At 59.7% G+C, this 24946-nt stretch carries 20 protein-coding genes; 13 read left to right on the plus strand and 7 right to left on the minus strand.

The window, feature by feature from the left end; genetic code table 11:
- Positions 1-29: 29 nt before the first annotated feature.
- Together QF043_RS16985 and QF043_RS16990 are read left to right on the plus strand one after the other, a co-directional pair.
- Positions 30-1028 carry an NADP-dependent oxidoreductase gene (locus tag QF043_RS16985; protein ID WP_307421422.1) on the plus strand — a complete coding sequence of 333 codons (999 nt, stop codon included), beginning with the start codon at positions 30-32 and terminating at the stop codon, positions 1026-1028.
- A 164-nt stretch (positions 1029-1192) separates the two neighbouring features.
- Positions 1193-1690, plus strand: a complete 498-nt coding sequence (locus tag QF043_RS16990; protein ID WP_307419444.1) for a GNAT family N-acetyltransferase — start codon at positions 1193-1195, stop codon at positions 1688-1690.
- Between the two features lie 225 nt (positions 1691-1915).
- On the opposite strand, the gene QF043_RS16995 is transcribed toward QF043_RS16990, so the two are convergent.
- Positions 1916-3355 (minus strand): amidase, encoded by a 1440-nt coding sequence (locus QF043_RS16995; RefSeq protein WP_307419445.1) that lies wholly within the window; start codon positions 3353-3355, stop codon positions 1916-1918.
- A 101-nt stretch (positions 3356-3456) separates the two neighbouring features.
- Between QF043_RS16995 and QF043_RS17000 the strand changes: the two genes are divergently transcribed.
- The 4 genes from QF043_RS17000 to QF043_RS17015 all read left to right on the plus strand — a co-directional run bounded on the left by QF043_RS17000 (position 3457) and on the right by QF043_RS17015 (position 6878).
- Positions 3457-4023, plus strand: coding sequence for a TetR/AcrR family transcriptional regulator (locus QF043_RS17000; RefSeq protein WP_307419446.1), 567 nt, complete (start codon positions 3457-3459; stop codon positions 4021-4023).
- A 262-nt stretch (positions 4024-4285) separates the two neighbouring features.
- Positions 4286-5515 carry a hypothetical protein gene (locus QF043_RS17005; protein ID WP_307419447.1) on the plus strand — a complete coding sequence of 410 codons (1230 nt, stop codon included), beginning with the start codon at positions 4286-4288 and terminating at the stop codon, positions 5513-5515.
- On the plus strand, positions 5496-5921 hold the full coding sequence (locus QF043_RS17010; protein ID WP_307419448.1) for a GNAT family N-acetyltransferase: 426 nt from the start codon (positions 5496-5498) through the stop codon (positions 5919-5921). Before QF043_RS17005 ends, QF043_RS17010 begins: the two co-directional genes overlap by 20 nt.
- 63 nt (positions 5922-5984) lie before the next feature.
- Positions 5985-6878, plus strand: a complete 894-nt coding sequence (locus QF043_RS17015) for an AraC family transcriptional regulator (protein ID WP_307419449.1) — start codon at positions 5985-5987, stop codon at positions 6876-6878.
- Here the strand turns inward: QF043_RS17015 and QF043_RS17020 are convergent.
- Positions 6820-7407, minus strand: coding sequence for a LysE family translocator (locus QF043_RS17020; RefSeq protein ID WP_307419451.1), 588 nt, complete (start codon positions 7405-7407; stop codon positions 6820-6822). The two genes, QF043_RS17015 and QF043_RS17020, sit on opposite strands and share 59 nt — an antisense overlap.
- 268 nt (positions 7408-7675) lie before the next feature.
- Positions 7676-8110: a helix-turn-helix domain-containing protein gene (locus QF043_RS17025; RefSeq protein ID WP_138453489.1), complete on the minus strand. Its 435-nt coding sequence runs from the start codon at positions 8108-8110 to the stop codon at positions 7676-7678.
- Between the two features lie 107 nt (positions 8111-8217).
- Here QF043_RS17025 and QF043_RS17030 point away from each other — a divergent pair, with 107 nt between their 5' ends.
- Entirely contained in the window at positions 8218-8916 is a 699-nt protein-coding gene (locus QF043_RS17030; protein ID WP_307419452.1) for an SDR family oxidoreductase, read from the plus strand.
- A 190-nt stretch (positions 8917-9106) separates the two neighbouring features.
- On the opposite strand, the gene QF043_RS17035 is transcribed toward QF043_RS17030, so the two are convergent.
- The 3 genes from QF043_RS17035 to QF043_RS17045 all read right to left on the minus strand — a co-directional run bounded on the left by QF043_RS17035 (position 9107) and on the right by QF043_RS17045 (position 13101).
- A complete protein-coding gene (locus QF043_RS17035) occupies positions 9107-10552 on the minus strand; it encodes a mechanosensitive ion channel domain-containing protein (RefSeq protein ID WP_305459355.1) in 1446 nt (481 codons plus the stop codon).
- 232 nt (positions 10553-10784) lie between these two features.
- Entirely contained in the window at positions 10785-11651 is an 867-nt protein-coding gene (locus QF043_RS17040) for a pirin family protein (RefSeq protein ID WP_307419454.1), read from the minus strand.
- A 247-nt stretch (positions 11652-11898) separates the two neighbouring features.
- A complete protein-coding gene (locus QF043_RS17045) occupies positions 11899-13101 on the minus strand; it encodes a multidrug effflux MFS transporter (protein ID WP_307419455.1) in 1203 nt (400 codons plus the stop codon).
- Positions 13102-13202: 101 nt separating this feature from the next.
- On the opposite strand from QF043_RS17045, the gene QF043_RS17050 reads away from it, so the two are divergent.
- The 5 genes from QF043_RS17050 (at position 13203) to QF043_RS17070 (ending at position 23979) form a co-directional block, all read left to right on the plus strand.
- A complete protein-coding gene (locus QF043_RS17050) occupies positions 13203-14309 on the plus strand; it encodes an efflux RND transporter periplasmic adaptor subunit (protein WP_307419456.1) in 1107 nt (368 codons plus the stop codon).
- A gap of 2 nt (positions 14310-14311) precedes the next feature.
- Entirely contained in the window at positions 14312-17395 is a 3084-nt protein-coding gene (locus QF043_RS17055; RefSeq protein WP_307419457.1) for an efflux RND transporter permease subunit, read from the plus strand.
- 158 nt (positions 17396-17553) lie between these two features.
- Positions 17554-22374 (plus strand): RHS repeat-associated core domain-containing protein, encoded by a 4821-nt coding sequence (locus tag QF043_RS17060; RefSeq protein ID WP_307421423.1) that lies wholly within the window; start codon positions 17554-17556, stop codon positions 22372-22374.
- On the plus strand, positions 22374-22790 hold the full coding sequence (locus QF043_RS17065; RefSeq protein ID WP_307419458.1) for a hypothetical protein: 417 nt from the start codon (positions 22374-22376) through the stop codon (positions 22788-22790). The genes QF043_RS17060 and QF043_RS17065 overlap by 1 nt, the downstream gene beginning before the upstream one ends.
- An 829-nt stretch (positions 22791-23619) precedes the next feature.
- Positions 23620-23979 carry a hypothetical protein gene (locus tag QF043_RS17070; RefSeq protein ID WP_307419459.1) on the plus strand — a complete coding sequence of 120 codons (360 nt, stop codon included), beginning with the start codon at positions 23620-23622 and terminating at the stop codon, positions 23977-23979.
- Here QF043_RS17070 and QF043_RS17075 read toward each other — a convergent pair.
- Positions 23964-24359 (minus strand): hypothetical protein, encoded by a 396-nt coding sequence (locus QF043_RS17075; protein WP_307419460.1) that lies wholly within the window; start codon positions 24357-24359, stop codon positions 23964-23966. The two genes, QF043_RS17070 and QF043_RS17075, sit on opposite strands and share 16 nt — an antisense overlap.
- Before the next feature lie 45 nt (positions 24360-24404).
- On the opposite strand from QF043_RS17075, the gene QF043_RS17080 reads away from it, so the two are divergent.
- Positions 24405-24803 (plus strand): hypothetical protein, encoded by a 399-nt coding sequence (locus QF043_RS17080; protein ID WP_307419461.1) that lies wholly within the window; start codon positions 24405-24407, stop codon positions 24801-24803.
- The last annotated feature ends 143 nt before the right edge of the window (positions 24804-24946 follow it).

Below are 24946 nucleotides of genomic sequence, written 5' to 3' on the forward strand. Positions count from 1 at the left end.
TCCCTGCAACCGACAAGAGCCGCACCTCGATGAAAGCATTTCTTATTGATCGCTACGGCAAGCAACCCGGACGCCTCGGCGAAGCGTCAGCCCCTGAAGTGGGTGCCCACGACGTCTTGATCGAGGTCCATGCCAGCAGTGTCAACGTGCTGGATTCGAAGATCAGCACAGGCGAGTTCAAGCTGATCCTGGCCTACTCGTTGCCGCTGATTCTGGGCAACGACCTGGCGGGGGTAGTGGTGACGGTCGGCTCGCATGTGACACGTTTCAAACCAGGTGACGAAGTGTACGCTCGCCCGCCGCAAACACGGATCGGCACGTTCGCCGAAAGGATTGCCGTGGACGAGAACGCGATCGCCCTGAAACCAGCCAATACCAGCATGGCGCAAGCCGCGTCCCTGCCCTTGGTGGCACTGACTGCCTGGCAAGTGCTGGTCGACACCGCCCGGCTACAAAAAGGCCAGAAGGTGTTGATTCACGCAGGCTCCGGCGGCGTCGGCACCATTGCCATCCAGCTTGCCAAACACCTGGGTGCCTTTGTCGCCACAACCACCAGCACCGCGAATGTCGAATGGGTCAAGGCGCTGGGGGCTGACGTGGTCATCGACTACAAAAAGCAGAATTTCGAAAATGTCTTACACGGCTACGACGTGGTGTTGAACAGCCTCGGCACCGATGTGTTGGACAAGTCACTGAAGGTCCTCAAACCCGGCGGCCAACTGATTTCCATCTCAGGGCCGCCCACTGCGCTGTTCGCACAGGAGCAAGGGTTATCCTGGCCATTGCAGCAGGTTATGCGTCTGCTGAGCCTCGGCATTCGGCGCAGGGCACGCAAGCAGGGCATCACGTACACGTTCGTGTTCATGCGCGCCAACGGTACCCAATTGCAACAAATCAGCGCATTGGTTGAGGCGGGCATCATCAATCCGGTGATTGATCGAACGTTTTCCTTTGAATCAACGGCAGAGGCTCTTGAATACGTCGAACAGGGACGAGCCAAAGGTAAGGTCGTCGTTACGATCAAATGACTACCCGCCTATCAATGCCGACTGCGCAGCCGCCTTCGCTGCCTCGCTGGGGCTCGAGAGCTCCCACAGTTGAGGTGTGCTTGTCAGCGGGTTAGCGTGAGATGGCGAGGGGTTGGGCACACCGCTATGATGTGGCCCTTCGCTCAATGCCCCAGGAACCTCCCATGCCCGCCCTCACCTTCCGCAACGCCCTGCCCGCCGACGCCGCGCGTTGCTTTGAAATCGAAACCAGCGCCTATGAAGGCGACGAAGCCGCGACGCTGGAGAAGATCGCCACGCGTATTGCGCAGTACCCCGAGGGCTTTTTGATGTTGGAGGCGGATGGCGCAGTGGTAGGGTTTATCAATGGTGGCTGTGCCCATCAGGTGGTGATGTCGGATGAGGCGTTCAAGGAGTTGGTGGGGCATGCGGCCGAGGCGCCGAATGTGGTGATTATGTCGGTGGTGGTTGATCCGGCGCAGCAAGGTAAGGGTTATTCCCGGCTGTTGATGACTGAGTTTGTGCAGCGCATGCAGGCGATGGGCAAGCAGACGATTCATTTGATGTGCAAGGAGCAGCATGTGCCGTTGTACACGCGCATGGGGTACCGCTATGTGCAGCCGTCGCCGTCGGAGCATGGCGGGATGGCGTGGCATGAGATGGTAATGACTTTGCCAGCCTGATGCTGCAACTGCCTCGGCAATGATGCCCTTCAACACCCCAGGAAAAGGGTATCGCGTGTATACGATCTGTGGCGAGCAGGCTTGCCCTGCGTTGGGTGGCGAAGCCGCCCCAATCCAGACGGCGCGGTGAGTCCGGCAGAAAGAACTGGGGCTGCTGCGCAGCCCAACGCAGGGCAAGCCTGCTCGCCACAATAAGCCTGCTCGCCACGGGGGTGGTGTCGGCCCTTAATTAATGTGTATTTCGCCGGCCCACACTTTGGGCCGTCGGTCCGCCCACGGGGCCGCTTGCTCCAATTGCGCGCCTAACGCCAACAACACCCCTTCACAACCAAACGCGCCCATGAACTGCATGCCGAGCGGCATACCATCGTGCATGCCCAAGGGCACGGACATCGCCGGGCTGCCGGTCACGTTGGCCAGCGCGGTGAAGGGTGAATGGGCAAACACCCGTTGCATCCAGCCTCGGCCATCGAGCTGTTCCTGGCCTTGGTTGTAGTCGCCTATTTCGGGCGCCAAGCCAGGCAATGTGGGCGACAGCAGCACGTCGTAGCGCTGGAACAGTTGCCCCATGCGGCGGGCGACGAGGTTGCGTTCCCACAGGGCGCCGAGCAGGTCGGTGGCGTGCAGCGATTTGCCCAATGCATACAGGCTCAGGGTCGCGGGTTCCAGGTAGTGGGCGCTGGCCTCGCGCCCGGTGGCGGCGGCGATGGCGTCGATCCAGGCGGCGGTGTTGGTGGACCAGAAGCGCGCGTTGAGTTCGACGAAGGCGTCCCAGCTCAAGCCGATATCCGGCTGTATTTCTTCGACGTGGTGGCCGAGTGTTTCCAACTGCCGCGCCGTGCTCAGCAGGGTCTGTTGCACCGCCGGGTGCAGCGCCTGCCCATTGAGCGGGCGGGCTTGCAGGGCGATGCGCAGGGCGTTGGGTTCACGTTGGCACAGCGCCGCAAAACTGTGCTGCGGTGGCGCAATCTGGAACGGGTCGCCCGGTGCGGCGCCGTGGATGGCGTCCAGCATGGCCGCACTGTCGCGTACCGAGCGGGTCAGCACGCCGTGTACGGCGAGGCCGCTCCACACTTCATCGACGTCCGGCCCCATGGGCACGCGGCCGCGGCTGGGTTTGAGGCCGAACAGGCCGCAGAGTGACGCCGGTACGCGGATCGAGCCGCCGCCGTCAGTGGCGTGGGCCACCGGCACCATCCCGGCCGCCACGGCAGCGGCCGAACCACCGCTGGAGCCACCGGCGCTGCGTTGCAGGTGCCAGGGGTTGCGCGTGGGGCCGCACAGGCGGCTTTCGGTGGTGGTGCTGGTGGCGAATTCCGGCGTGGTGGTGCGGCCCAGCGGCAGCAGGCCGGCGCGGCGAAAGCGTGTCATCAATTCGGAGTCCGCCTCGGCGGTGCAGCCCAGGGCCAGGGCGCTGCCCAGTTCGTTGCGGCGCCCGGCGGCGCTGATGCCCACGTCCTTGAGCAACATCGGCACGCCGTGAAAGACGCCGGGCGCTGCGGGTGGTTCGTCGTCCCAGGTGTCCACCAGGGCATTAATCTGCGGGTTGAGGGTGGCCATGGCGTGCAGTGCGGCGCGGCGCACTTCATCGGCGCTGACGGCTTTGGCGTGAATCAGGCGCGCCAGGCCAGTGGCGTCCTGGGCAGCGTATTCGGACAGGTACATGGTTGGCTCCAAACGGGTATGATGGATACTCTTCGGTATCGCACGATACCAATTAGTATCATGCGATACTCAAGGGTATCGCTGTCAAGCGGAGATTCTGCATGCGTGTGCAACAAGCCCCTCAACTGCCGCCCCGCGAGCGTATTGTCGAGGCCGCGCAAAGCCTGTTTGCGCAGCAGGGCATCACCCGCGTGAGCGTGGATGCGATTGCCGCACTGGCCGCCTCGACCAAGATGACGGTGTACCGGCATTTCGAAAACAAAGACGCGCTGGTGCTGGAATGGCTGCAACGCCTGACCGAAAGCTACAGCGAAGCGCTCGACAGCCTGGCCCAGCAATACCCCGACGCGCCGCGCGAGCAGTTGCTGGGCTTTACCGGGTTTATCGTGGATGACCTGCAACGCGCCGGTTATCGCGGCTGCCCGTTTACCAACAGCCTGGCCGAGATTCCTGAGTCGGATCACCCGGCACGCCAATTGATCGAGGCGCACAAACAGCGCCAGTTTGCGCGGGTCGCTACGCTGTGTGAGCAGATGGGCGCGCAAGCGCCGCAGGCATTGGCGCAGGAGCTGTCACTGTTGATGGAAGGCGCGCAGGTAGTGGCGCAGAACAAAGGATTTGATCAGGTGGGTGAACGGCTGATGCACATGGTGCGCCAGCGGCTTTGAGGAGCAGCAATGTTTAAGGGGGTTTGATCCAGCGTTGGTGGAGGCTGTGCCGCCGCCTTCGCTGCCTCGCCGGGGCTCGAGCGCTCCCACAGTTTGATGTGTGTTTGTCACTGGCATGGCGCGATGGCGTGGCATGAGAAGCTAATCGCATTATAGTAGCCACCCATAAAGCTAACCCTGCGTCTTACCAGGCTTGCCAAATTGACTCGGCCAGCCACGCTTCTCACCCCGCACTTTTGAACCATGGAAGGAACTTCCCCTCGTGACCAGCGCGACACCGCTCACCTTTCAACAAGCCTTGAAAAAAAACCTTAAACGCCTGCTGACCTTCTGGGCACCGCTCAGCGTCATCTTGACCGGCCTAGGGGCGTTGCTGGGGTTTTATACGCTGTCGACCTATGCCACTGCGATTGGGCGCCCGGACCTGATCGCGGCTGCGCTGGAGGCAAAGTCAGCCCTGCTTCCCTGGCTCGCCACCGTGATCGGGCTGCTCGCCGCGTACATGCTCATCCTGTTAGCCACGACGGTGTTATTCGGGCTTACGGTGTCTATGTTCAATGACGCTGCGCCCCTGCAGTCCACGCTCACAGCCATCATTCTGGTGCCTGTGGTGGTCGGCATTCTCGGTTTGCTATGGCTGATTTTTCAAGAGCCGTCACTGAGTAACTGCTGTAAAGGCGGCTGGACCGCGATATGGCTGGTCTTCACAGTCTGCTGGACGCTGTTGATGTCCCCGTTCAGGCGTGCGGTGTGCACCTGCGCAGACAATGCCGGGCCGCCCCGCACAGCGAGCTGGCCGCTAAGGTGCTGGTTCATGCTGGGGGTGGTTCTGCTGCTGATCAGTACGGTGATATCCGCCATATTCCCCGCCCTCCTGATCATCAAGGCGTATACCGGGGAAGACACGCCAGAGGCTGTCGGGCGGTTGATGACGCTGTCAATGTTCGCCGCCTGCATCGCCTTGCTGCCGGTGATCATTTTCTATTTCAGTAAGGCTGATCTGTTCAACCGCGTGGTTTTAACCTTGCTGGTAATCGTGGTCATTGGCTTGGCGATTATTAATATGTCGCCAGGCAGCCCGGGGGCAATCGTTTACTCGGCAGCGCAACTCATGAAGGTTCGAGACCCTGTATCGGCCAATTTCATGCTGACAAAAACCTATGCCGCAGAAGATTTCGACAGCAAGGTGTGGGGCAGTGTCGAAAAAAGGCGCGGCCAGCCCGTGGTGTCAGGGTTCCCGCTGTTTTCCTTCGGCGATGTGCTGTTGTTGTGCCCAACCAGCCTGGTCGACAAGCAGCGCAAGGACTGGCCGCAAGCATCGGTTTACTGTGTGCTGACCCAAAGCAGCAACGCCATTCGCGTGCCGAAAAGAGAGACGCCAGCAGCGGCCCCGACCGCCAGGCAGGTAAAGAAAACCCGCAAAAGCCCGGCCAAATGTTCAGTGGTCGGCTCACCTTCTGGAGCTTCCCACGATGCAGCCACCACGTGTTGAAATCAGCGACCAATCCAACCCCGAGGCCGAGCGCCTGCTGGGCGATGGCCTTGCCGCGTTCAATGAGGCCGTCACCGGCGGCAATGATCGTCGGCCGTTGATGGTGTTGCTCAAAGACCCGGACACTCAGCAGCTGCTCGGTGGCATCACGGGCAAAACCACCTTGGGCATGGCCTTCCTCGACCTGTTCCACTTGCCCGACGCCCTGCGCGGTTCGGGCCTGGGCAGCCAGTTGCTGCAGGCCTTCGAAGACGAGGCGCGACGCCGGGGCTGCCAGCATGCGGTGCTGTACACCCTGAGTTTTCAGGCACCGGGGTTTTACGAGAAACAGGGGTGGGTGCGGTTGGGTGAAATACCCTGCCAGCCCGAAGGCAGCAGCCGGGTGTTTTTGTCCAAGCAGCTTTGAAGCTGACGACCCCGGCGCTCTGTGCAATGATCGCCACTCGTCTCAAGGGATGGAGCCACCGCCATGTCGCTGAACACCCCGCCTCACCCCGCGCACGCGCCACGCTTCTGGCGTGACGAGCGCTTGCCGTTTATCGAGGCGCGCACCATTGCTGACGGGCGCAAGGTCACTTACACCCGTCACGCCCACGAGCATTTTTCCATCGGCGCCATCACCCGCGGGCGCAGTTATTACCACTATGGCGCGCAGACCTTCGAGATCAGCGCCGGCACGGTGGTGTTGATGAACCCCGGCGATGTGCACGCGTGCAACCCGATCCACGACCAGCATTGGTCGTATCACATGATTTACCTCGACACACCGTGGCTCACGGACCTGCAATACCAGCTGGGTTTCAGTACCGAGCAGGGTTATCGGCCGTTCAATACCCCGCATACCCGCGACACTGTTTTGTATAACGGCCTGATCGAGCTGTACGCAATGCTGCTGGATGAGCAGGCCGAGCTGCTGCAGAAAGAGAGTGCGCTGGTGAGTTATTTCACCGAGGTGCAGCAGCGCCTGAACCCGTCGTTGACGCCGCTGCGTGAGGTCAACCACAAGCTGGAGCGCGCCGCCGAGTACATCCGCGCGCATTGCACTGAGGCCTTGAAGCTGGAAGATATTTGCCTGGCGGCCGAGCTGTCGCCGTCGTACCTGATCCGCGCGTTCAAACAGTATTACGGGCTCACGCCCCATGCGTTTCTGGTGAACCGGCGCATTCAGTTTGCCCGCACGCAATTGCGCAATGGCGAGCTGATCGCCGATGTGGCCCTGGCCGCCGGGTTCGCCGACCAGGCGCATTTTCAGCGCACCTTCAAACTGCATTTCGCCGCCACGCCGGGGCAATACCGCGACTTGCTCAAGCCATCAGCAAATAACCCACACTGGCCACCAGCAACGCGGCCATTGAGCGGTTGAACAGGCGCACACCCTGGGGGTTGTTCAGGTAGCGCCGCAAAAACGTGCCGGCGTAGGCCCAGCACGCTACCGACAGGTAGCAGATCACCAGGTACAAACCCGCGAACAGCCAGACTTGGCGCGCATCGCCATCGGCCACGAACAACCCCATGCCCGCCACGCAGGCCAGCCAGGCCTTGGGGTTGAGCCATTGCATGATCGCGCCGTAGAGCATCGACGGCGCGGTGGCGGTGCCTTCGGCGTCAAGCCGGCCATCGTCGACCGCGAGTTTCCAGGCCATGTACAGCAAAAACGCGACCCCGCCCCACTGGATCAACTGGGTGAGGATCGGCCAGCGCACCAGCACTTCATGCAGGCCCAGGCCGATCAGCACCAGCAGCAAGGTAAAGCCCACGGCGGCGCCGAACACGTGTTTCTGGCTGGCGGCAAAGCCAAAGCGTGCGCCCGAACTGAGCGCCACCACATTGACCGGGCCGGGGGTGATGGACGTGGCCAAAGCGAAGGCGGCCATGGAGATGATCAAGCTCATTGCAGTTCCTTTTGGTGATGCCGAGTGACGATGGCTTCACGGTAAAGGGCTTAACGGCGGTGGTATTGAAGAAAATGCCCCTGATGTATTGGAGACTTTGCCCGAGAGCGTTTCAGGTCGCCATGCACCCTTTGTGGCGAGCAGGCTTGCCCTGCGTTAGGCTGCGAAGCAGCCCCAGCTCTTTCTGCCTGACTCACCGCGCCGCCTGGATTGGGGTGGCTTCGCCACCCAGCGCAGGGCAAGCCTGCTCGCCACAATAGCCCAGTCGTTATGCCGCTGGCATCTGCGTGATGATGTCTTCCAGGCCCAGCACCCGGCCATCCTCGGAAACGATCTCAACCTTGCGCAGCGGCTTGAGCAAGCGCGCATCCAGCAAGTGGGTGGCGCCATCGGCCGGCTGCGTGAAGGTTTCGCCCCATTGCGCCAGGGTTACCAGCACCGGCATCAGTGCGCGGCCTTTGTCGGTGAGTTGATATTCGCTGCGCGCACCCACTTCGCTGGTTTGCAGCAAGCCTTGTTCGACCATGTCCTTGAGGCGCGTGGCGAGGATGTTTTTCGCCACGCCCAGGTGTTTTTGGAAGTCACCGAAGCGCGTCACCCCGGCGTAGGCGTCGCGGATGATCAACAGCGTCCACCAATCCCCCACCACGTCGAGCGCGCGGGCGACCGGGCAACAGTCGCCTTCCAGGCATTTGCGTTTCATCGTCGGACCTCCGGGCATGCTGAAACATTAGGTTGCATTATAGGACCAACAGGCTCAAGATAAAAACGGTTTCATTATTAAACCTAATTCGTTGCCTGGAGTGCATCATGGATATTCGTGGAAAAGTGGTGTTGGTTACCGGTGCCAATCGTGGCCTGGGCAAAGCGTTTGTCACCGCGCTGCTGGCAGCCGGTGCGGCCAAGGTGTATGCCGGTGCACGTGACCCGGCCAGTGTGGATATCCCCGGCAGCACGCCGATTGCCCTGGACATTACCGACCCGGCCAGCGTGCAGCGCGCCGCCGAGCAGTGCGGCGATGTGAGTGTGTTGATCAACAACGCAGGCTGGCTCAAGTACGGTTCGTTGCTGGCCGAAGACAGTATCGAAAACCTGCAGCAGCACTTTGAGGTGAACACCTTCGGCACCTTGCGCCTGAGCCGCGCGTTTGCGCCGATCCTGGCCCAGCACGGTGGCGGCGCGTTGATCAATATCCTCTCGGTACTGAGCTGGCTGAGCCCGCCCGGCTCCGGCGGCTACAGCACCTCCAAGTCGGCGCAGTGGGGCCTTACCAATGGCCTGCGCGGTGAATTGCGCGAGCAGAACACCTTGGTGATCGGCGTACACCCGGCCTATATCGACACCGACATGGTGGCGGATGTGCAGGCGCCGAAAAGCACGCCGCAGGAAGTGGTGGCCATTACCTTGAAGGCATTGAGTGAAGACCGCGAAGAAGCGCTGATCACCGACATGACCCACGCGGTAAAAGCCTCGCTGTCCACCGATAGTCCGGTGTATTTGAGCCATTGAGCAACCAGCAGTGCGCGCCGAACCCGGTGCGCACTCTCCAACTGAAACAACTCAGTCTGAATGTGGGAGCGGGCTTGCTCGCGAAAGCGTAGTGTCAGTCGATGCAAAGGTGGCTGACCCACCGTATTCGCGAGCAAGCCCGCTCCCACATTTAGATCGCGTTACATCCAGAAGATATGGCGCTATGGGCTTACAACCCGCGATTACGCAGCCATTGCAAAAAGCCTTTCTTGACCGGCACCACCGGCGCATCCTGGGTCAGGACTTGCGCGGCGTGCAGGCGGAAATCCAGCAGCGCTTTCATCGCCTCGCTGATGTCGTGGCGCGCGTCCAGGCAAGGTTTGAGGTATTCATTTTCGATGCGATACAGCGTGCAGAAGGTCTTGGCGGTAAAGTCCGCCAACGCCGCTTGCTCGGACAAAATCCCCGACTCGCCAATCACTTCGCCCGGCCCCATGCGCCCGGCTTCGAACGTGTGGCCGCCCTTGATCAACATCACCGAAACCACGCCGGACTCGACGATAAACAAATGGTCGCTGACCTCCCCGGCCGGCAGGATCATCTCGCCGGCGCGGTAGGTGTGCAGGGTCATGTTCTGGCTGAAGGTGTCTTTTTCTTCCTGGCGCAACGTGGAAAAAATCGACGAACGCTCCAGCAGCGCCCGTGCAGGCGACATCAGCGGTGGCGCGCTGCTTTCGGTGGCCGACAGCACACCCACACCCGCCGCTTGCAGGTGACGGAACGCCAGGTCGTAAAGCTGGTTACGCACTTCACGCTTTTGGCCCATGGCCGGCACGAACCCGCTGATCTCGTATTCCACGCCGCCACTGGCGGAGGTCTTGAACGCCACGCTGGGCGCGGGTTTGGCCAGCAAAGGCCGGCAACCTTGCATCGCACGCTCCAGCGCTTCGATCACGGTTTGCGGGCGCGCATGCGGGCTGACTTGCAGGCTGACCGCCAGGCCGAACATGTCCGCCGGGCGTGAGAAGTTGATGATCTTGGCCTTGGCCGCCAGGGAGTTGGGGATCACCGCCATGCTGCCCTGGGAGGTTTGCAGGCGCGTGGCGCGCCAGTCGATGTCGGTGACGCGCCCCTCGGTGCCGTCGATGGAGATCCAGTCATCCACCTGATACGGCTTGGTGGTGTTGAGCACGATTCCGGAAAACACGTCGCTCAAGGTGCTTTGCAACGCCAGGCCGACGATGATCGCCACCGCGCCGGAGGTGGCGAGCACGCCCTTGACCGGCAGGTCGAGCACATAGGCCATGGCGGCGATGATCGCGATCAAAAAGATCACCGCGCCCAGCAGGTCTTGCAGCAAGCGCCCGCCGTGCCCGACGCGATTCATCATGACCGTGCCGAGCAAGACCGTGAGGGTCCGCGCGGCAAACAGCCACCAGCCGATCTGCAACGCCGTGGCCGCCAGGTGCAGCGCGGTGTTGTCGCCATAGGGCGCGAGTTGCATGGGGTTCATGCCGTCGTTGAACAGCACGGCGCTGAACACCGCAAAGATCGCCAGGCGCGCGGCCAGTTTCCAGTTGGCCAGGTCGGCGGAAATAAGCCGCCACACGGCGATGTCGATAAAGATCAGCGCCACGGCGCACAGCATCGGGTGATCAGCGATAAATGAGGGCATCCAGGCGACTCCAGGGTGTGTGGCGAGAAGATCGCATGAATTGAAGTTAGCGGGTATAGCGCAGCACAAAATGTGTGTGGGCTTAAGGTGGGAGCTGGTTTTGTGTGGGAGCGGGCTCCCACACAGAGCCCGCTCCACACAGGGGGTATGTGGCAACGCTTGGGTCTTGGGCTTACTTGCCGCCAGTCAACGCGTTATCGCTGGTGAACAGGTTGCGATAGTCCGGGGTGAATCAGGCGTGCATCTGGCCGAACTGGCCGGACTGGAAGTCGGCAAAGGCCTGGTGAATCTCTTGCTCGGTGTTCATCACGAACGGCCCGTGGCCGACGATGGGCTCGTCGATGGGTTCACCGCTGAGCAACAGAAACATCGCGTCGTTGTTGGACTCGAGCGCGAGTTGATCGCCGTCGCGTTCGAACAACGCCAGTTGCCCTTCGCGCACCAGTTCCTGGCCATTGACCTGCACCGTGCCTTTGAGCACCACCAGCGCGGTATTGCGCCCGGCGTGCAGGTCGAGGGTCACCGACTTGCCGGCATTGAGGCGCACATCCCACACGTCGATCGGCGTGAAGGTGCGGGCCGGGCCTTTTGTACCGGCAAACTCGCCGGCAATCAGGCGCAGGCTGCCGGCGTTATCGGCCAGGGGCAGCGCCGGGATATCGCCGTCGAGAATGGTCTGGTAGCCGGCATCGGTCATTTTGTCCTTGGCGGGCAGGTTGACCCACAACTGCACCATTTCCAGCGCGCCGCCCTTTTGGGCAAACGCCTCGGAGTGGAACTCCTCATGCAGGATGCCTTTGGCCGCGGTCATCCATTGCACATCGCCAGGGCCGATGGTGCCGCCAGCGCCGGTGGAATCGCGGTGCTCGACTTCGCCCTTGTAGACGATGGTCACGGTCTCGAAGCCGCGATGCGGGTGCTGGCCGACGCCGCGACGGGTTTGAGTCGGGGTGAAATCAGCCGGCCCGGCGTGGTCCAGCAACAGGAACGGGCTGATGTGTTTGCCCATGGTGTCGTAGGAAAACAGCGTGCGAACCGGAAAGCCGTCGCCTACCCAATGGCCGCGAGGGCTGGTGTAGATACCGATGATATTTTTCATGGTGTGTCTCCAAAGGCGTGAAAGCAGTGCATGAACACAGCTTAAATCCGCTACCTTTACAGCGCTAGACGGCAAAAACAGCACGTAGCGTTCTATCTGGAGAACGACATGGCCTGATTCAACCACGGTTCAACTGTGGGAGCTGGCTTGCCTGCGATGCAGACACCTCGGTCTTTCAGTAAAAACGCGGTGATGCTATCGCAGCGATGCGGCGACCCGACAAGCCCGCTCCCACATAAAAGCAAGGCTACGCCGCTGCGAGCACCGCTTGGCGCTGGCGCAACAGGTAGAACGCCACAAACGCCGACACCGCAAAGCTCGCCTGGATCATGATCATCGGCGTGGCGCTGCCATCACGCAAATGGCTCAGCAACAGCCCACTGCACGTTGCGCCAAACATCTGCGAAAAGCCCATCAACCCCGCCGCCAACCCCGCACGATGGGCGTTGGGCATCACCCCGCCCGTCACCGAGCCCGGCAACACCAGGCCGCCGCCGAGGGTGACCAATGCCACCGGAATATCCAGGCCCAGCGCCGACAGGCCGAACAGCTCGTAAATCACCACCGCCAGAATCCCGCCGATGGCCACCAGCGTCACGCCCATTGACACAATGCGTTGCGGCCCCAGACGCAGGATATTGCGCCGGGTGTAGGTAGAACCCACGATCAGCATCGACACGATCAGGCCAAAATTAAGCCCGTACTCCAGGCTGCTGAACCCCAGCAAGTTGATAAACACCGCCGATGAACCCGCAATCACCGCGAACATCGCGCCGTAGGTGCAGGCCAACGCCGCCGCGTACGCCCGATACTGACGGCCCTTGAGCAAATCCAGGTATTGCCCGCCGAGCGTGCGCCAATGCCCGGCCTTGGGGTCGAGAAAGTGATTGCTCTCGCGAAAAAACAGCAGCGCCAACACCAGCACCACGCTGCCGATCACCAGCGCCAGCACGATCGGCGCTTGCCAGCCCAGCAGTTTGATCAGCAGGCCACCGATCATCGGCGCCACCACGATGGCGTAGAGCATGCCAATCATGGTCAACGCCAGGGCCGGCCCCGCTTCAACCTTCCACACATCGCGCACCACTGTGCGCGCCAGCACCAACGCGGCGCAGGCGCCCAGGCCTTGCAGCACGCGGGCGGCAATGAACTGTTGAATGTCGCTGACCAGCAGCATCGACAGGGTCGCCAGCACATACAGCGCCAACCCGCCGAGCAGCACGGGGCGGCGGCCGATGCGGTCCGACAGTGGCCCGAACAGCAACTGCCCAAGGCCAAAGGCGGCGACAAATGCCGACAACGCCAGCAACGCCGAACCCGCTGGCGCCGCCAGTGCCTGCTCGATAGCGCCGAGGCCGGGGATCAGCAATTGGGTCGAGACTTCACCGAGTGCGGTGAGCGCCACCAGTAAAAACAACAGGCTTCGCGACGGGGCCGGGGCGTTCGACATAAGGAATATCCGGGGGCTGGATTAATTTATATTTCGACCATAATATGAGCAAAAAATTATGTCCATAATTTTTTACCCATTGGCCACCCCTGGAGCCCGTCATGCACCCTCTTCCCCTGCGTCTTCTCACGCCCCTGGGCCTGTTGATTATCCTCAGCGGCTGCAACAGCAAGGCCGACACCGCCGCCGAAGTGCCCCTGCCGGGTCCCGTTCTGGCCGCCAAGGTAGAAGCCGCCGGCACCCAGCAAAGCGCCTACACCGGTGTGGTCGCGGCGCGCACCGAAAGCGATTTGGGCTTCCGGGTCAGCGGTAAAGTCATCGAACGCAAGGTCGACCCCGGCCAGCACGTCGCCCGTGGTGACACCTTATTGGTGCTGGACATCGGCGACTTCGAACTGGCCCTGCGTTCGGCCAAAAACCGCGTCAACGCGGCCCAAGCGCAATTGCGCCAGCGCCGTGATGACGAAAACCGCTACCAGCGCCTGGCCAGTACCGGCGCTGTGTCGCGGCAGATCTTCGACCAGTCGGCGACCAACCTGCGCGTGGCCGAAGCCGAACTGGCCGCGGCGCAATCGGATGCCAGCCAGATCGAAAACCGCCGCACCTACTCGGTGCTCAAGGCCGACGGCGACGGCATCATCACCGATGTGCGCGTGGATCGCGGCCAAGTGGTCGCCGAAGGCCAGATCGTGGCGCGCCTGGCCCATGACGGCGCCCGCGAAGCCATCGTCAACCTGCCGGAAAACCAGCGTGACCAAGCCGCGCAAAAAGCCCTGGCCTTCCCGTTCGGCGCACAGGACCAGGCCGTGACAGCCACGCTGCGCGAGCTGTCGGCCAGCGCCGACCCCACCACCCGCACCTACCGCGCACGCTACGTGCTGCATGGCGCCGTCGACCGTTTTGCCCTCGGCTCCACCATCACCGTGCGCCTGCAAGGCAACGGCCAGGCCCAGCAAACCCGCGTGCCCATCGGCGCGTTGCAGGATGCGGGGCAAGGCACCGGCGTGTGGGTGATCGGCGCGGACGACAAGGTCAGCTTCGCCCCCGTCAACGTGGCCAGCCTCGGCCAGGAAGACGCGCTGCTGGAGAGTGGCGTAACGCCCGGCCAGATCGTCGTCGCCCTTGGCGCGCACTTGCTGCACAGCGGCGACACGGTACGCCTGCTGCCGGCCCAGACACTGGCCCTCAACCGTAAACAGGACCACTGAGCATGCGCGGCATCAACCTCTCCGAACTGGCGGTCAAGCACCGCGCCGTCACGCTGTTTCTGATCATTGCGATCCTCGCCGCCGGAATCTTCTCGTTCGGCAAGCTGGGGCGCGCCGAAGACCCGTCGTTTACCGTCAAGGTCATGACCATCACCGCCGCCTGGCCCGGCGCCACCGCCCAGGAGATGCAGGAACAGGTCGCCGACCGCCTGGAAAAACGCCTGCAGGAACTGGACTACTACGACCGCGTCGAGACTATCGCCCAGCCGGGTTTCGTGTCGATGCGCATGACCTACAAGGAGTCCACGCGCCCCAGCGAGATCCAGGGCCTGTTCTACCAGACCCGCAAAAAGCTCAGCGACGAAGCGGCGAAACTGCCCAAAGGCGTGATCGGGCCGTTCTTCAACGATGAATATTCCGACGTGTATTTCGCCCTGTATGCGCTGGAAGCCGAACACCTGCCCCATCGCCAGCAAGTGCAGATGGCCGAAGACTTGCGCCAGGGCTTGCTCAACCTGCCGGGCGTGAAGAAGGTCAATATCCTCGGCGAGCAGGCGCAGCGGATCTTTGTCGAGTTCTCTTATGAGCGGCTGGCCACGTTGGGCATCAAGCCCGACCAGATCTTCGCCGCCCTCGCCGCGCAAAACGCGGTGGCGCCGTCGGGTTTTGTCGAAACCGCCGGCGCGCGTGCCTATATCCGCATCGACGGCGCCTTCGACAGCCTGGCGCTGATCGAAAACGTACCGCTGGAAGTCAACGGCCGCGTGCTGCGCATTGCCGATGTGGCGACCGTGAGCCGTGGTTATGAAGACCCGCCCAGCTACCGCATCCGCCATCAGGGCGACCCGGCGCTGATGCTGGGCGTGATCATGGAGAAACACTGGAACGGCCTGGAACTGGACAAAAGCCTCAAGGCCCAGGAAGCCAGAATCCAGGCGGACCTGCCGCTGGGGGTGAACTTCGCCAAGGTCTCCGACCAGGCGAAAAACATCAGCCTGGCGGTGAATGAATTCATGCTCAAGTTCTTTGTTGCCCTGGCCGTGGTGATGGTGATCAGCCTGTTGGCCCTGGGCTTTCGCGTGGGGCTGGTGGTGGCTGCCGCGGTGCCGCTGACCTTATCCGTAGTGTTTGTGATCATGCTGCTCACCGGGCGTGAATTTGACCGCATTACCTTGGGCGCGCTGATTATTTCCCTGGGTTTGCTGGTGGACGACGCGATCATCGCCATCGAGATGATGGTGGTAAAACTCGAAGAAGGGTTTGACCGGATTCACGCCGCCACGTTTGCCTGGAGCTCCACTGCGGCGCCGATGCTCACCGGCACCTTGGTGACCATCATCGGCTTTCTGCCGGTGGGTTTTGCGCGCTCCGGCGCCGGCGAATATGCCGGCAATATCTTCTGGATCGTCGGTTTTGCGCTGATCTCGTCCTGGCTGGTGGCCGTGGTGTTCACGCCGTACCTGGGCGTGAAGTTGCTGCCGCAGATCAAACCGGTGCCAGGCGGGCATGACGCGATTTACGCCGGCCGTTATTACCAGAAACTGCGCAGCCTGGTTGAAACCTGCGTGCGCCAACGCTGGCTGGTCACTGGCCTGGTGGTCGGTGCTTTTGTGCTGTGCGTGCTGGGCATGGGCGTGGTGAAGAAGCAGTTTTTCCCCAACTCCGACCGTTCCGAGCTGATTCTTGAGGTGTACATGCCGCCCGGCAGCGCCTTCAAAAGCACCGAAGCGGTGGCGGCGCAGCTGGAAAAAGCGTTGCTGCAAGAGCCGCAAACCAGCCTGGTCGACACCTATGTGGGCGGCGGTGCGCCACGCTTTTTCCTGTCGCTGAACCCCGAACTGCCCGACCCGGCGTTTGCCAAACTGATTGTGCAAACACCGGACTCCCATGCCCGTGACGCGCTGAAACTGCGCATGCGTGAACGCATTGCCGCCGGTGAATTCCCGGCAGCGCGGGTGCGCGTCACGCAATTGCTGTTTGGCCCGCCGGTGCCGTTCCCGGTGGTGTTTCGTGTGTCCGGGCCGAACCTGGATGTGCTGCGCGGGGTGTCCGAAGACGTGCGCCGCGTCGTGGCGGCCAACACGCTGACCAAGGACGCGTTCCTCGACTGGGGCGAGCGCACCAGCGGCTATCGGCTGGTGCTGGACCAGGACCGCCTGCGCCTGCTGGGCTTCACGCCCAACGAGGTCAAATCCCAGCTCAACGCCCTGCTCAGCGGCAACCCGATCACCGAAGTGCGCGAAGGCAACCGCACCGTGTCGGTGGTCGCGCGCGCCCAGGGCCACCAGCGCGAAAACCTCGGCAACCTCAACAACATGACCCTCACCAACAGTGCCGGCACCTCGGTGCCGCTGGCCCAGGTCGGGCACTTCCAGGCGGTGATGGAAGAGCCGATCCTCAAGCGGCGCAACCGTGCAAGCACCGTGGAAGTGCGCGCCGACATCATCGACGGCGTGCAACCGCCCGACGTGGAAATGGCCGTGTACAAAGACCTGCAACCCCTGATCGCCAAGCTGCCCGCCGGTTACCAGATCGAGATCGGCGGCCCGGTGGAAGAAAGCGCCAAGGCCAACGTGGCGCTGGCGGCGCTGTTCCCGATCATGATTTTGCTGACCCTCACGGTGATCATGTTCCAGGTGCGCTCGTTCGGCGTGATGTTCATGGTCTTCGCCACGGCGCCGCTGGGTTTGATTGGCGCGGTGCCGACCTTGCTGCTGTTCAACCAGCCGTTCGGCTTTAACGCGATTCTGGGCCTGATCGGGATTGGCGGTATTTTGATGCGCAACACGCTGATCTTTACCGACCAGATTCGCCAGAACCAGGACCATGGCATGGCGGTGCGCGAGGCGATTATCGAGGCCACCGTGCGCCGGGCGCGGCCGGTGATCCTGACCGCATTGGCGGCGGCGCTGGCGTTTATTCCGTTGACGCTGTCGGTGTTCTGGTCGTCCCTGGCCTACGTGCTGATTGGCGGGGTGCTGGTAGGCACCGTGTTGACGCTGCTGTTCCTACCGGCGCTGTGCAGCCTGGTGATTGGCCGGGAGCGCACGAAGGTCGTTGAAACTTCCCACGTAAACGCCGGATAAACTCTACAGAGTTGTCCTGAAAACCTCTGCAAAGTCCTTCGCCTGATCACACAGTGCGAGGGATTGCAGATGGTTTTTTGGGTTAGCGCTTCGGCTTGCGGGGTTTTCTTTTGATCGCCGCCACCGGCCAGACCATTGGCCTGCTGGTGCTGGCGGCCATGGATTCGAAGACGCGGGATGTCGAGTCCGTTCTCGGCGATTTCAGACGCTGCCTCAATACCTACGATGCCTGGGCAGAAAGCTTTTTCAGCTTTTCAGCGCTGGACGTCGAACAGGTGTTCAAGGTCGGTGACGAAGTGGCGCTGGTGGCGCCGATCGACCGTTCGATCATTCCCAGCACCACCGTCGCCACCTGCCAGGCCAACGGTACGTTGACCCTGGTGCACATGTTCCAAAGCGCGCGCTTTGTGCCCATCGGCAATACGCCGGTGGTGCTGCAACGCGTCGATCCCAACGGCGGCCCATTGGGCGAGCCGATCCACAAGACCATCGGCCCCAGCGGCATTCTCGAAATCACCGAGTGTGATCGCAACCAGCAGTACCGGGTCAATTTTTACCCCAACGTTTCCAGCGAACACTTCAAAGCGCTGTATGCCTCCTATCAATCGGTCATCGAACCGCTGGAAGGCTGGCTGCGCAGCGAGTGGAACGGCACGTTTGCAGCGTTGTGGCAGGACTACTCCGAGGCCAATGTCCTCAAGCGCTATCTCATGCTGGACCAGGCTTACGCCAAAGGGTTTGGCCAGGCGCTGTACTCACTCTGGGACAGTCTCAAGCAGCTGTTTGAGTGGCTTGCGCACCCGCTGGACAACGCTGAAAAGCTGCTGAGTTATCTGTCCCAGGCCGAGTTTGAACAGCTGCTGAATGTCAGCGCCGAGGCGCTTGCAAAAGGCCTGTTGGTGCTCAGCGATGAGCCGCTGCTGTTTATCTACCTGTCGGCCATGGTCAGTTGGATGCGGTTGTTGCCGCCTGCTTACATGAACGAGTTGCTGGGGGAAATCGGCGCCGACGTGCTGATCAACCTGGTGCTGGCCCTGGCCACGGGCGGCATGGGGATTGCGATACGCATGAGCGCCCAGGTGCTGGGCGGCATCAAGTCTCGGCGTGCGCGTGAGTGGCTGGAGCGACTGGCCGGGCAATTCGGTAAATCTCGCTTGGGTGAGCATGTCGAGGCGGCCAAGCCGATCTTGCTGGGCAGTGCCGCGACGCCGATCAAGACCGTGCCGGTTGCGCCGTTGAAGGCTGGGGATCAGTTGGTTGCCAACCCGGTGCCGGCGGTGCGCGGCAAGACGCAGCAGACGACGTTGGTACGCCAGGAACCTGTGGATGATGTGCCGGCTTCGGGCCAAAACCTGAATGGCGATGCGGCGGCCCCTGCGGACAAAACCGTTACCAATGGTTGCCCGGTGTCGATGGTCACCGGCGAGGAATTGCTGACCCTCACCGATGGCACGCTGGACGGGATTTTGCCGTTTGAGTGGACGCGGCTGTATCGCACCAGTGCGGTGGAAGTGGATGGCGGGCTGGGGTTTGGCTGGAGCCATTCGCTGGCGCACAGGCTTTGCGTTTCCGGTGAGTCGGTGGTGTGGACCGATCATGAGAATCGCCGCACTGAATTTGTGCTGCCCTCTGCTGCTCGACCAGCGATTACCAATAGCTTGGCTGAAGCGGCGATTTATTTGGGTGAATTGCCCGATGAGTTGGTGCTGGCTCAGGCGTCGCGGTTTTATCACTTTCGCGACGGTGTGCTGACCGCCATCAGCGATGCGTATGACAACCGGCTGCGGATTTTTCGTGATCGTTTGGGGCGGGTTGAACGGCTGGACAATGGCGTAGGTCGCTCGCTGCTGTTGCGGTATGAATTGGGCCGCATTGTGGCGGTGGACTATCAGGTTCATCGGGCCAAAGGGCATGAGCCCTTCGAATGGGTGACCGAGCAAAGCGTTGTTTCCTACGCCTATGACGACCTTGGCCGACTGGTTTCTGCGACCAATGCTGTAGGCGAAAGCGAGGTTTACCGCTACGACGAGCAGCACGTCATTCTTGAGCGCGGGCTGGCCGGTGGCGCGAGTTTCTTTTGGGAGTGGGAACGGGCTGGCAAGGCGGCTCGGTGTGTTCGGCACTGGGCCAGCTTTTCGCAGATGGATACGCGGTATACCTGGGGCGATGACGGCCGTGTCACGGTGCATAACGCTGATGGCAGCCGGGAAGTGTATGTCCACGATGACCGCGCACGCTTGGTGCAGCGCATTGATCCGGACGGCGCTGAACACTTCAAATCCTATGACGACAAAGGCCGGCTGACGGTCGAGCAGGACCCGCTTGGGGCGGTGACGGCGTATCAGTACGACGACGCCGGACGCTTGGTGGCGCTGTTTCCGGGGGACGATGAGCCGACGTCCTACGAGCATGACAACGGTTTCGTGCGGGTCGTAAGGCGTGGGCTCGCCGTCTGGAAGTATGAGCGTAACGATCAGGGCGACGTCATTCGTAAGACCGATCCTGATGGCAATGTCACGGACTACAGCTACAACAAATATGGGCAGCTGACGGGGGTTTGGTTTCCCGATAACAGTTGCCATCGGCTGGTCTGGAATGAGCGTGGGCAGTTGCTTGAGGAGCTGCTGCCCAATGGGGGTATCAAGCGTTATCGTTATGACGATCTTGGGCGACAGATCACGCGGGAAGATGAGCACGGCGAGCTCACGCAGTACCAATGGGACGCTGCCGGACGCCTGCGAAAACTGACCCAACCCGGCGGTGCAACACGCGAATACAGCTACAACGCCTACGGAAAAATCACCGCCGAACACGACGAACTCGGCCACGTCACCCGCTACGAATACGCCGACGGCCTGCACCTGATCAGCCGCCGAATCAACGCCGATGGCAGCCACGTTAAGTACCGCTACGACAATGCGCGCCTGCTGCTGACCTCGATCGAGAACGAGGCAGGCGAAACCTACCGGCTCGATTACCACCCCAACGGCCTGATCCAGCAGGAAATCGGTTTTGACGGCCAGCGCACGGCCTATGTGTATGACCTCAACGGCAACCTGGCGGAAAAAACCGAGCACGGCGACGACGGCAGTCAGCTCGTTACCCGCTACGAGCGAGACCACGCCGGTCGCCTCGTAAGAAAAACCCTGCCAGACGGCAATGTTGTCGACTATGCCTACGACCGCCAAGGCAATCTCCTCAGCGTCGACGACGGCCACTGGGCGCTGGCCTACGAATACGATCCACAAAACCGCCTCACCGCCGAACACCAGGGCTGGGGCACTTTGCGCTATGGCTACGATGCCTGCGGCCAACTGCACCACCTGCGCCTGCCGGACAACAACCGCGTTACCTTCAACCACGACAAAGGCGGCCACCTTTCCACCGTCGAACTGAATGGCGAAACCCTCACCTCCCACCTGTTCAAAACCGGCCGCGAACACCAACGCCAGCAGGGCCAGCTCCTCAGCCACTACCACTACGACGACCAGAACCGCCTGCACGCCCACGCCGTCAGCCAACAGCAACACACGCTCTACCAACGCCAATACGACTACGACAAAAGCGGCAACCTCACCCGCCTGCTCGACACCCGCAAAGGCGAACACCACTACCACTACGACCCCCTCGCCCGCCTGACCCGCGCCGACCATTCCCAAGACCTACAGGAACGCTTCGGCCACGACCCGGTCGGCAACCTGCTCATGCAAGACCGCCCCGGCCCGGACATCGTGGCGGGGAATCGGTTGATGATCCAGGGCGATCATCATTACGACTATGACGCCTTCGGCAGTCTGATCCGACAGCGGCGTGGCAAGGGCCATCAGCTCGTTACGGAATACCGCTACGACTGCCAGCATCGGTTGATTGGTATTACCCAACCAAACGGGCAAACCGCCAGCTATCGCTATGACCCGTTTGGACGGCGGATCAGCAAAACGGTGGACGGAAAAACCACGGAGTTTTTCTGGCAAGGCGACAAGCTGGTTGCAGAACACCACGCGGATCGGCATCGCAGCTACCTCTACGAACCAGACAGTTTTCGCCCGTTGGTACTGCTGGAAGGCTTTGGCCCAGAAGACACCAACCCCTTCCACTACCAACTCGACCACCTCGGCACGCCGCAGGAACTGACAAACCCCGAGGGCGAAATCGTCTGGTCCGCGCATTACCGCGCCTACGGCGAAATAGCCCGCCTCGACGTAAGAAAAATCGACAACCCGCTGCGTTTTCAGGGCCAATATTTTGATGCGGAAAGCCGGCTGCACTACAACCGCCATCGCTACTACAATCCGGATATTGGTCGTTACCTGACGCCGGACCCGGTGAAGCTGGCGGGTGGGATTAATGCGTACCGGTACGTGCCCAATCCAACAGGGTGGGTCGATCCGCTGGGCCTGAACTCTTGTCCGGGCGAAGCTGGTTGTAAAACAGGCACAGGCTTTAAAAACCCGTCCCGACAGGCAAAGGTCGATGAGCGGCAACCCGGAGTACCAGAACCGGCACGGGAACAGCGGCAGGCACGAATATATGAACTGGCAGAGTCAAACGCCAAACGGCGCGTACTCGCATTAGAAGATAGATATGGCATGCATACTGTCGCCAAACATGGTCCCGAGATCAGCGATCCGGCTCTGAAGCAGAGAGCAATTGATGGAACAGACCCAGGCACGGGATTGCATAAACCTGGCGCGAAGGGAAATCTAAGCTCCCAGTTTCATAATTGGCGAATGCAGCTGAGCGCCTTGAACAAGGCCTTGACACGCGAATCGCTTGGACTGGAACCGTTCAATGGAAAAGACCACAATCAAAACCCAATACTCAAACTGGAATTACCTGGCGCAGGGCGGGGTTATCGACCTAACAAAGCAGACTCAGCAAATCCACACCTAAATGAAAACCTAAATTGGTTCGAGGTGAAATTCGACAAAAAAGATAACACCAGGCCATTCACCGCATTTCCTGCCGAGAAAAAGTAATGTTGAAAGACCCGTTCTTAAATGAGCCATTCAATCCGAGCCTCAAATGGTTTATAGGCGTGTTTGATGTCTATGACCGAGAGCAAGAGCTTGGTGAAGAGCTTGAGAAATACAATCCAAATGAAAAAGGAGACAGAGAAAAGCTCATAAAAACCTACGCCCTGAGCTTGGACTATCTTTCCTACAGGCATAAATACGCGTTAATTCAATACCTAAAAGAATGTCTGAACGACAAAACCTATGACTTCCAGAGCTTATTCGAAATCAACGAAGACGAAGCAGCCTCATGGCCAAGGGCCGAATGGTATGAGCTTGAGAACCCCAAGGACTTTCTAAATGAGATCTACCAGCTCGCTCATATTACTTGGAAAGACGACCTCCAAAAAGCCAGCCTGGAAGACCCATCAACATGGTGAAAACACCACATACCTCACTGAAACGTACCCATCACTGGGGCAAGCCTGCTAGCCACATGAAAGGGGCCACCGGGGCGAGGCTACAGGCCGAACACGAAGGATCAGCACACCCTAGATTCAATCATTCGATGAATGGTGCCGAGATGAAATTCCGAGAAGACGGTACATCCTTTGCCCTATTTCCAATAAAGGAATGAAAAATTTTATTCCACCCATCTTCCAACCAGATAATTTTCGACGCGAGCTTATATTATTTCGTGGGAGTCTTTGACATTTACGATAGAGAAGATACCAAGGGAGCAGAGCTACACGTCTATGACCCAAACAACGAAAAAGATAGAGAAAATTTAATTCTCAAATATTGCCTGGATCCATACAACAAGCTTTCCTATCGTCACCGATACAAATTAATGGAGAACTTATCAGTCGCTTTAACCACAGAAAATTTTGACTTCCATTCTTATTTTGAAGATGACCCAGATGAATATTCAACGATGGCCTGGGACGAAACTGAAATAGTAAACCCTCGCGGCTTCTTCGCAGACATTCACCGACTAGCCAACGAGGTATGGAAAGACGACCTCCAAAAAGCCAGACTGGAGGCCCCATCAACATGGTAAAAACACCACCCATTTCACTGCTCGCCACAACAAGCGCACGACTTGTCTTTCGACGAATCAATCTAGAGCCCCCCCGAGAACCTATGGAAATGGGCAGGATACTTGGAGAAGGCTATAAAAAATAAAATCTCCAATATGGGACACAAACAAAGCCAGAGTAATTCTAGATAAAAATGGAAATCCAATTACCGCGCTCAAGGAGTTATAACATGAAACGACCACCAAAACCGTCAATACTAAGAAGTCTGCTCTTCACTTACTGTATTGAAAATTACGACGACCCAGAAAGAGAAACCTTCATCGTTTCAAAAAATATAAACGATGAAAAAGAACTATCCGAGTTATTTGACGGGCTAACCAAACCTGAGTATCTGTCATACAAACCCGAGGAGCGCCAGTGGTATATCGACACGCTAAACCACTTCCTCGATACATCTGAAAATTTTGAATCTGTATTTTATCTCTTTGACACCTATTTCGACGACGAAATCGCCGACAAAAGAAAGTTTATGACGACACTGCTTAAATGTCTTACTCGATATCAAACTGAACTTCAAGAAAATAAGTAACGCCAAAAAAGCCAGCCAGGAAGCCCCATCAACATGGTGAAAACACTACCTACACCACTGAAACACCCCACCACCGTGGCGAGCAGGCTTGCCCTGCGTTGGGCTGCGAAGCAGCCCCAATAGGGAAAAAACGAGCTACTAGCGTAAACCCATGTCGTCTGTTTTGGGGCTGCTGCGCAGCCCAACGCAGGGCAAGCCTGCTCGCCACATGATTGCGATTTGCCATCACCGACAAGTTTCGACAAGCAGGGCAATCCTGTGGTTATAGTTGAATTGCTTGTAGAGGTCGAGGTTACAAACCTAACAGCAAATACCCAAAACATATAGAAAACATGGATAGCTGAAATCATATTTTTAAAAAAACAACCCAACTCAACCATTGATCGAACTCCCTAAGTAAGCAGCCAATTTTGAAGTCTCCTTTCATGGACATACCCTACACTCCCAGCATCTCTCATATATTAGGAGCACTATCGATTTACGACCTTGAAGACACCGTCGGCGAAGCACTATGGAAATATGATCCAAACGATGAAAAAGATAGAGAAACAATCATTATCGAGTTCATTTTAAAAGACCTCATGTATCTTTCTTACGGACATCGCTTCGTACTGATATCGACGCTCAAGGAAGCTCTAGATTCGCATGATTTTAACTTCACTAGAGAATTTGAGAGTGATTATGACGAGTACATAACGATGGCCTGGGACGAAACAGAAATAGTAAACCCCCGCGGTTTCTTCGCAGACATTCACCGACTAGCCAACGAGGTATGGAAAGACGACCTCCAAAAAGCCAGCCAGGAAGACCCATCAACATGGTAGGCACACCACCTTTCTCACTGCCCCACTCCCCCTGTGGCGAGCGAGCTTGCTCGCGCTGGACCGCGAAGCGGTCCCAATGAGGGCGGCGCATTTTTCCAGGTGTATCGGGGGTAACGGTTTTGGGGCTGCTACGCAGCCCAGCG

This window comes from Pseudomonas sp. W3I7, from assembly GCF_030816095.1.
GTDB classification, from domain to species: domain Bacteria; phylum Pseudomonadota; class Gammaproteobacteria; order Pseudomonadales; family Pseudomonadaceae; genus Aquipseudomonas; species Aquipseudomonas salomonii.

Excerpts from the sequence above, each read along its gene's own strand:
- QF043_RS16985 (WP_307421422.1), top strand. The coding sequence starts at position 30 with ATGAAAGCATTTCTTATTGATCGCTACGGCAAGCAACCCGGACGCCTC.
- QF043_RS16990 (WP_307419444.1), top strand. The coding sequence starts at position 1,193 with ATGCCCGCCCTCACCTTCCGCAACGCCCTGCCCGCCGACGCCGCGCGT.
- QF043_RS16995 (WP_307419445.1), bottom strand. The coding sequence starts at position 3,355 with ATGTACCTGTCCGAATACGCTGCCCAGGACGCCACTGGCCTGGCGCGC.
- QF043_RS17000 (WP_307419446.1), top strand. The coding sequence starts at position 3,457 with ATGCGTGTGCAACAAGCCCCTCAACTGCCGCCCCGCGAGCGTATTGTC.
- QF043_RS17010 (WP_307419448.1), top strand. The coding sequence starts at position 5,496 with ATGCAGCCACCACGTGTTGAAATCAGCGACCAATCCAACCCCGAGGCC.
- QF043_RS17015 (WP_307419449.1), top strand. The coding sequence starts at position 5,985 with ATGTCGCTGAACACCCCGCCTCACCCCGCGCACGCGCCACGCTTCTGG.
- QF043_RS17020 (WP_307419451.1), bottom strand. The coding sequence starts at position 7,407 with ATGAGCTTGATCATCTCCATGGCCGCCTTCGCTTTGGCCACGTCCATC.
- QF043_RS17025 (WP_138453489.1), bottom strand. The coding sequence starts at position 8,110 with ATGAAACGCAAATGCCTGGAAGGCGACTGTTGCCCGGTCGCCCGCGCG.
- QF043_RS17030 (WP_307419452.1), top strand. The coding sequence starts at position 8,218 with ATGGATATTCGTGGAAAAGTGGTGTTGGTTACCGGTGCCAATCGTGGC.
- QF043_RS17035 (WP_305459355.1), bottom strand. The coding sequence starts at position 10,552 with ATGCCCTCATTTATCGCTGATCACCCGATGCTGTGCGCCGTGGCGCTG.
- QF043_RS17040 (WP_307419454.1), bottom strand. The coding sequence starts at position 11,651 with ATGAAAAATATCATCGGTATCTACACCAGCCCTCGCGGCCATTGGGTA.
- QF043_RS17045 (WP_307419455.1), bottom strand. The coding sequence starts at position 13,101 with ATGTCGAACGCCCCGGCCCCGTCGCGAAGCCTGTTGTTTTTACTGGTG.
- QF043_RS17050 (WP_307419456.1), top strand. The coding sequence starts at position 13,203 with ATGCACCCTCTTCCCCTGCGTCTTCTCACGCCCCTGGGCCTGTTGATT.
- QF043_RS17055 (WP_307419457.1), top strand. The coding sequence starts at position 14,312 with ATGCGCGGCATCAACCTCTCCGAACTGGCGGTCAAGCACCGCGCCGTC.
- QF043_RS17060 (WP_307421423.1), top strand. The coding sequence starts at position 17,554 with ATGGATTCGAAGACGCGGGATGTCGAGTCCGTTCTCGGCGATTTCAGA.
- QF043_RS17065 (WP_307419458.1), top strand. The coding sequence starts at position 22,374 with ATGTTGAAAGACCCGTTCTTAAATGAGCCATTCAATCCGAGCCTCAAA.
- QF043_RS17070 (WP_307419459.1), top strand. The coding sequence starts at position 23,620 with ATGAAACGACCACCAAAACCGTCAATACTAAGAAGTCTGCTCTTCACT.
- QF043_RS17075 (WP_307419460.1), bottom strand. The coding sequence starts at position 24,359 with ATGGTTGAGTTGGGTTGTTTTTTTAAAAATATGATTTCAGCTATCCAT.
- QF043_RS17080 (WP_307419461.1), top strand. The coding sequence starts at position 24,405 with ATGGACATACCCTACACTCCCAGCATCTCTCATATATTAGGAGCACTA.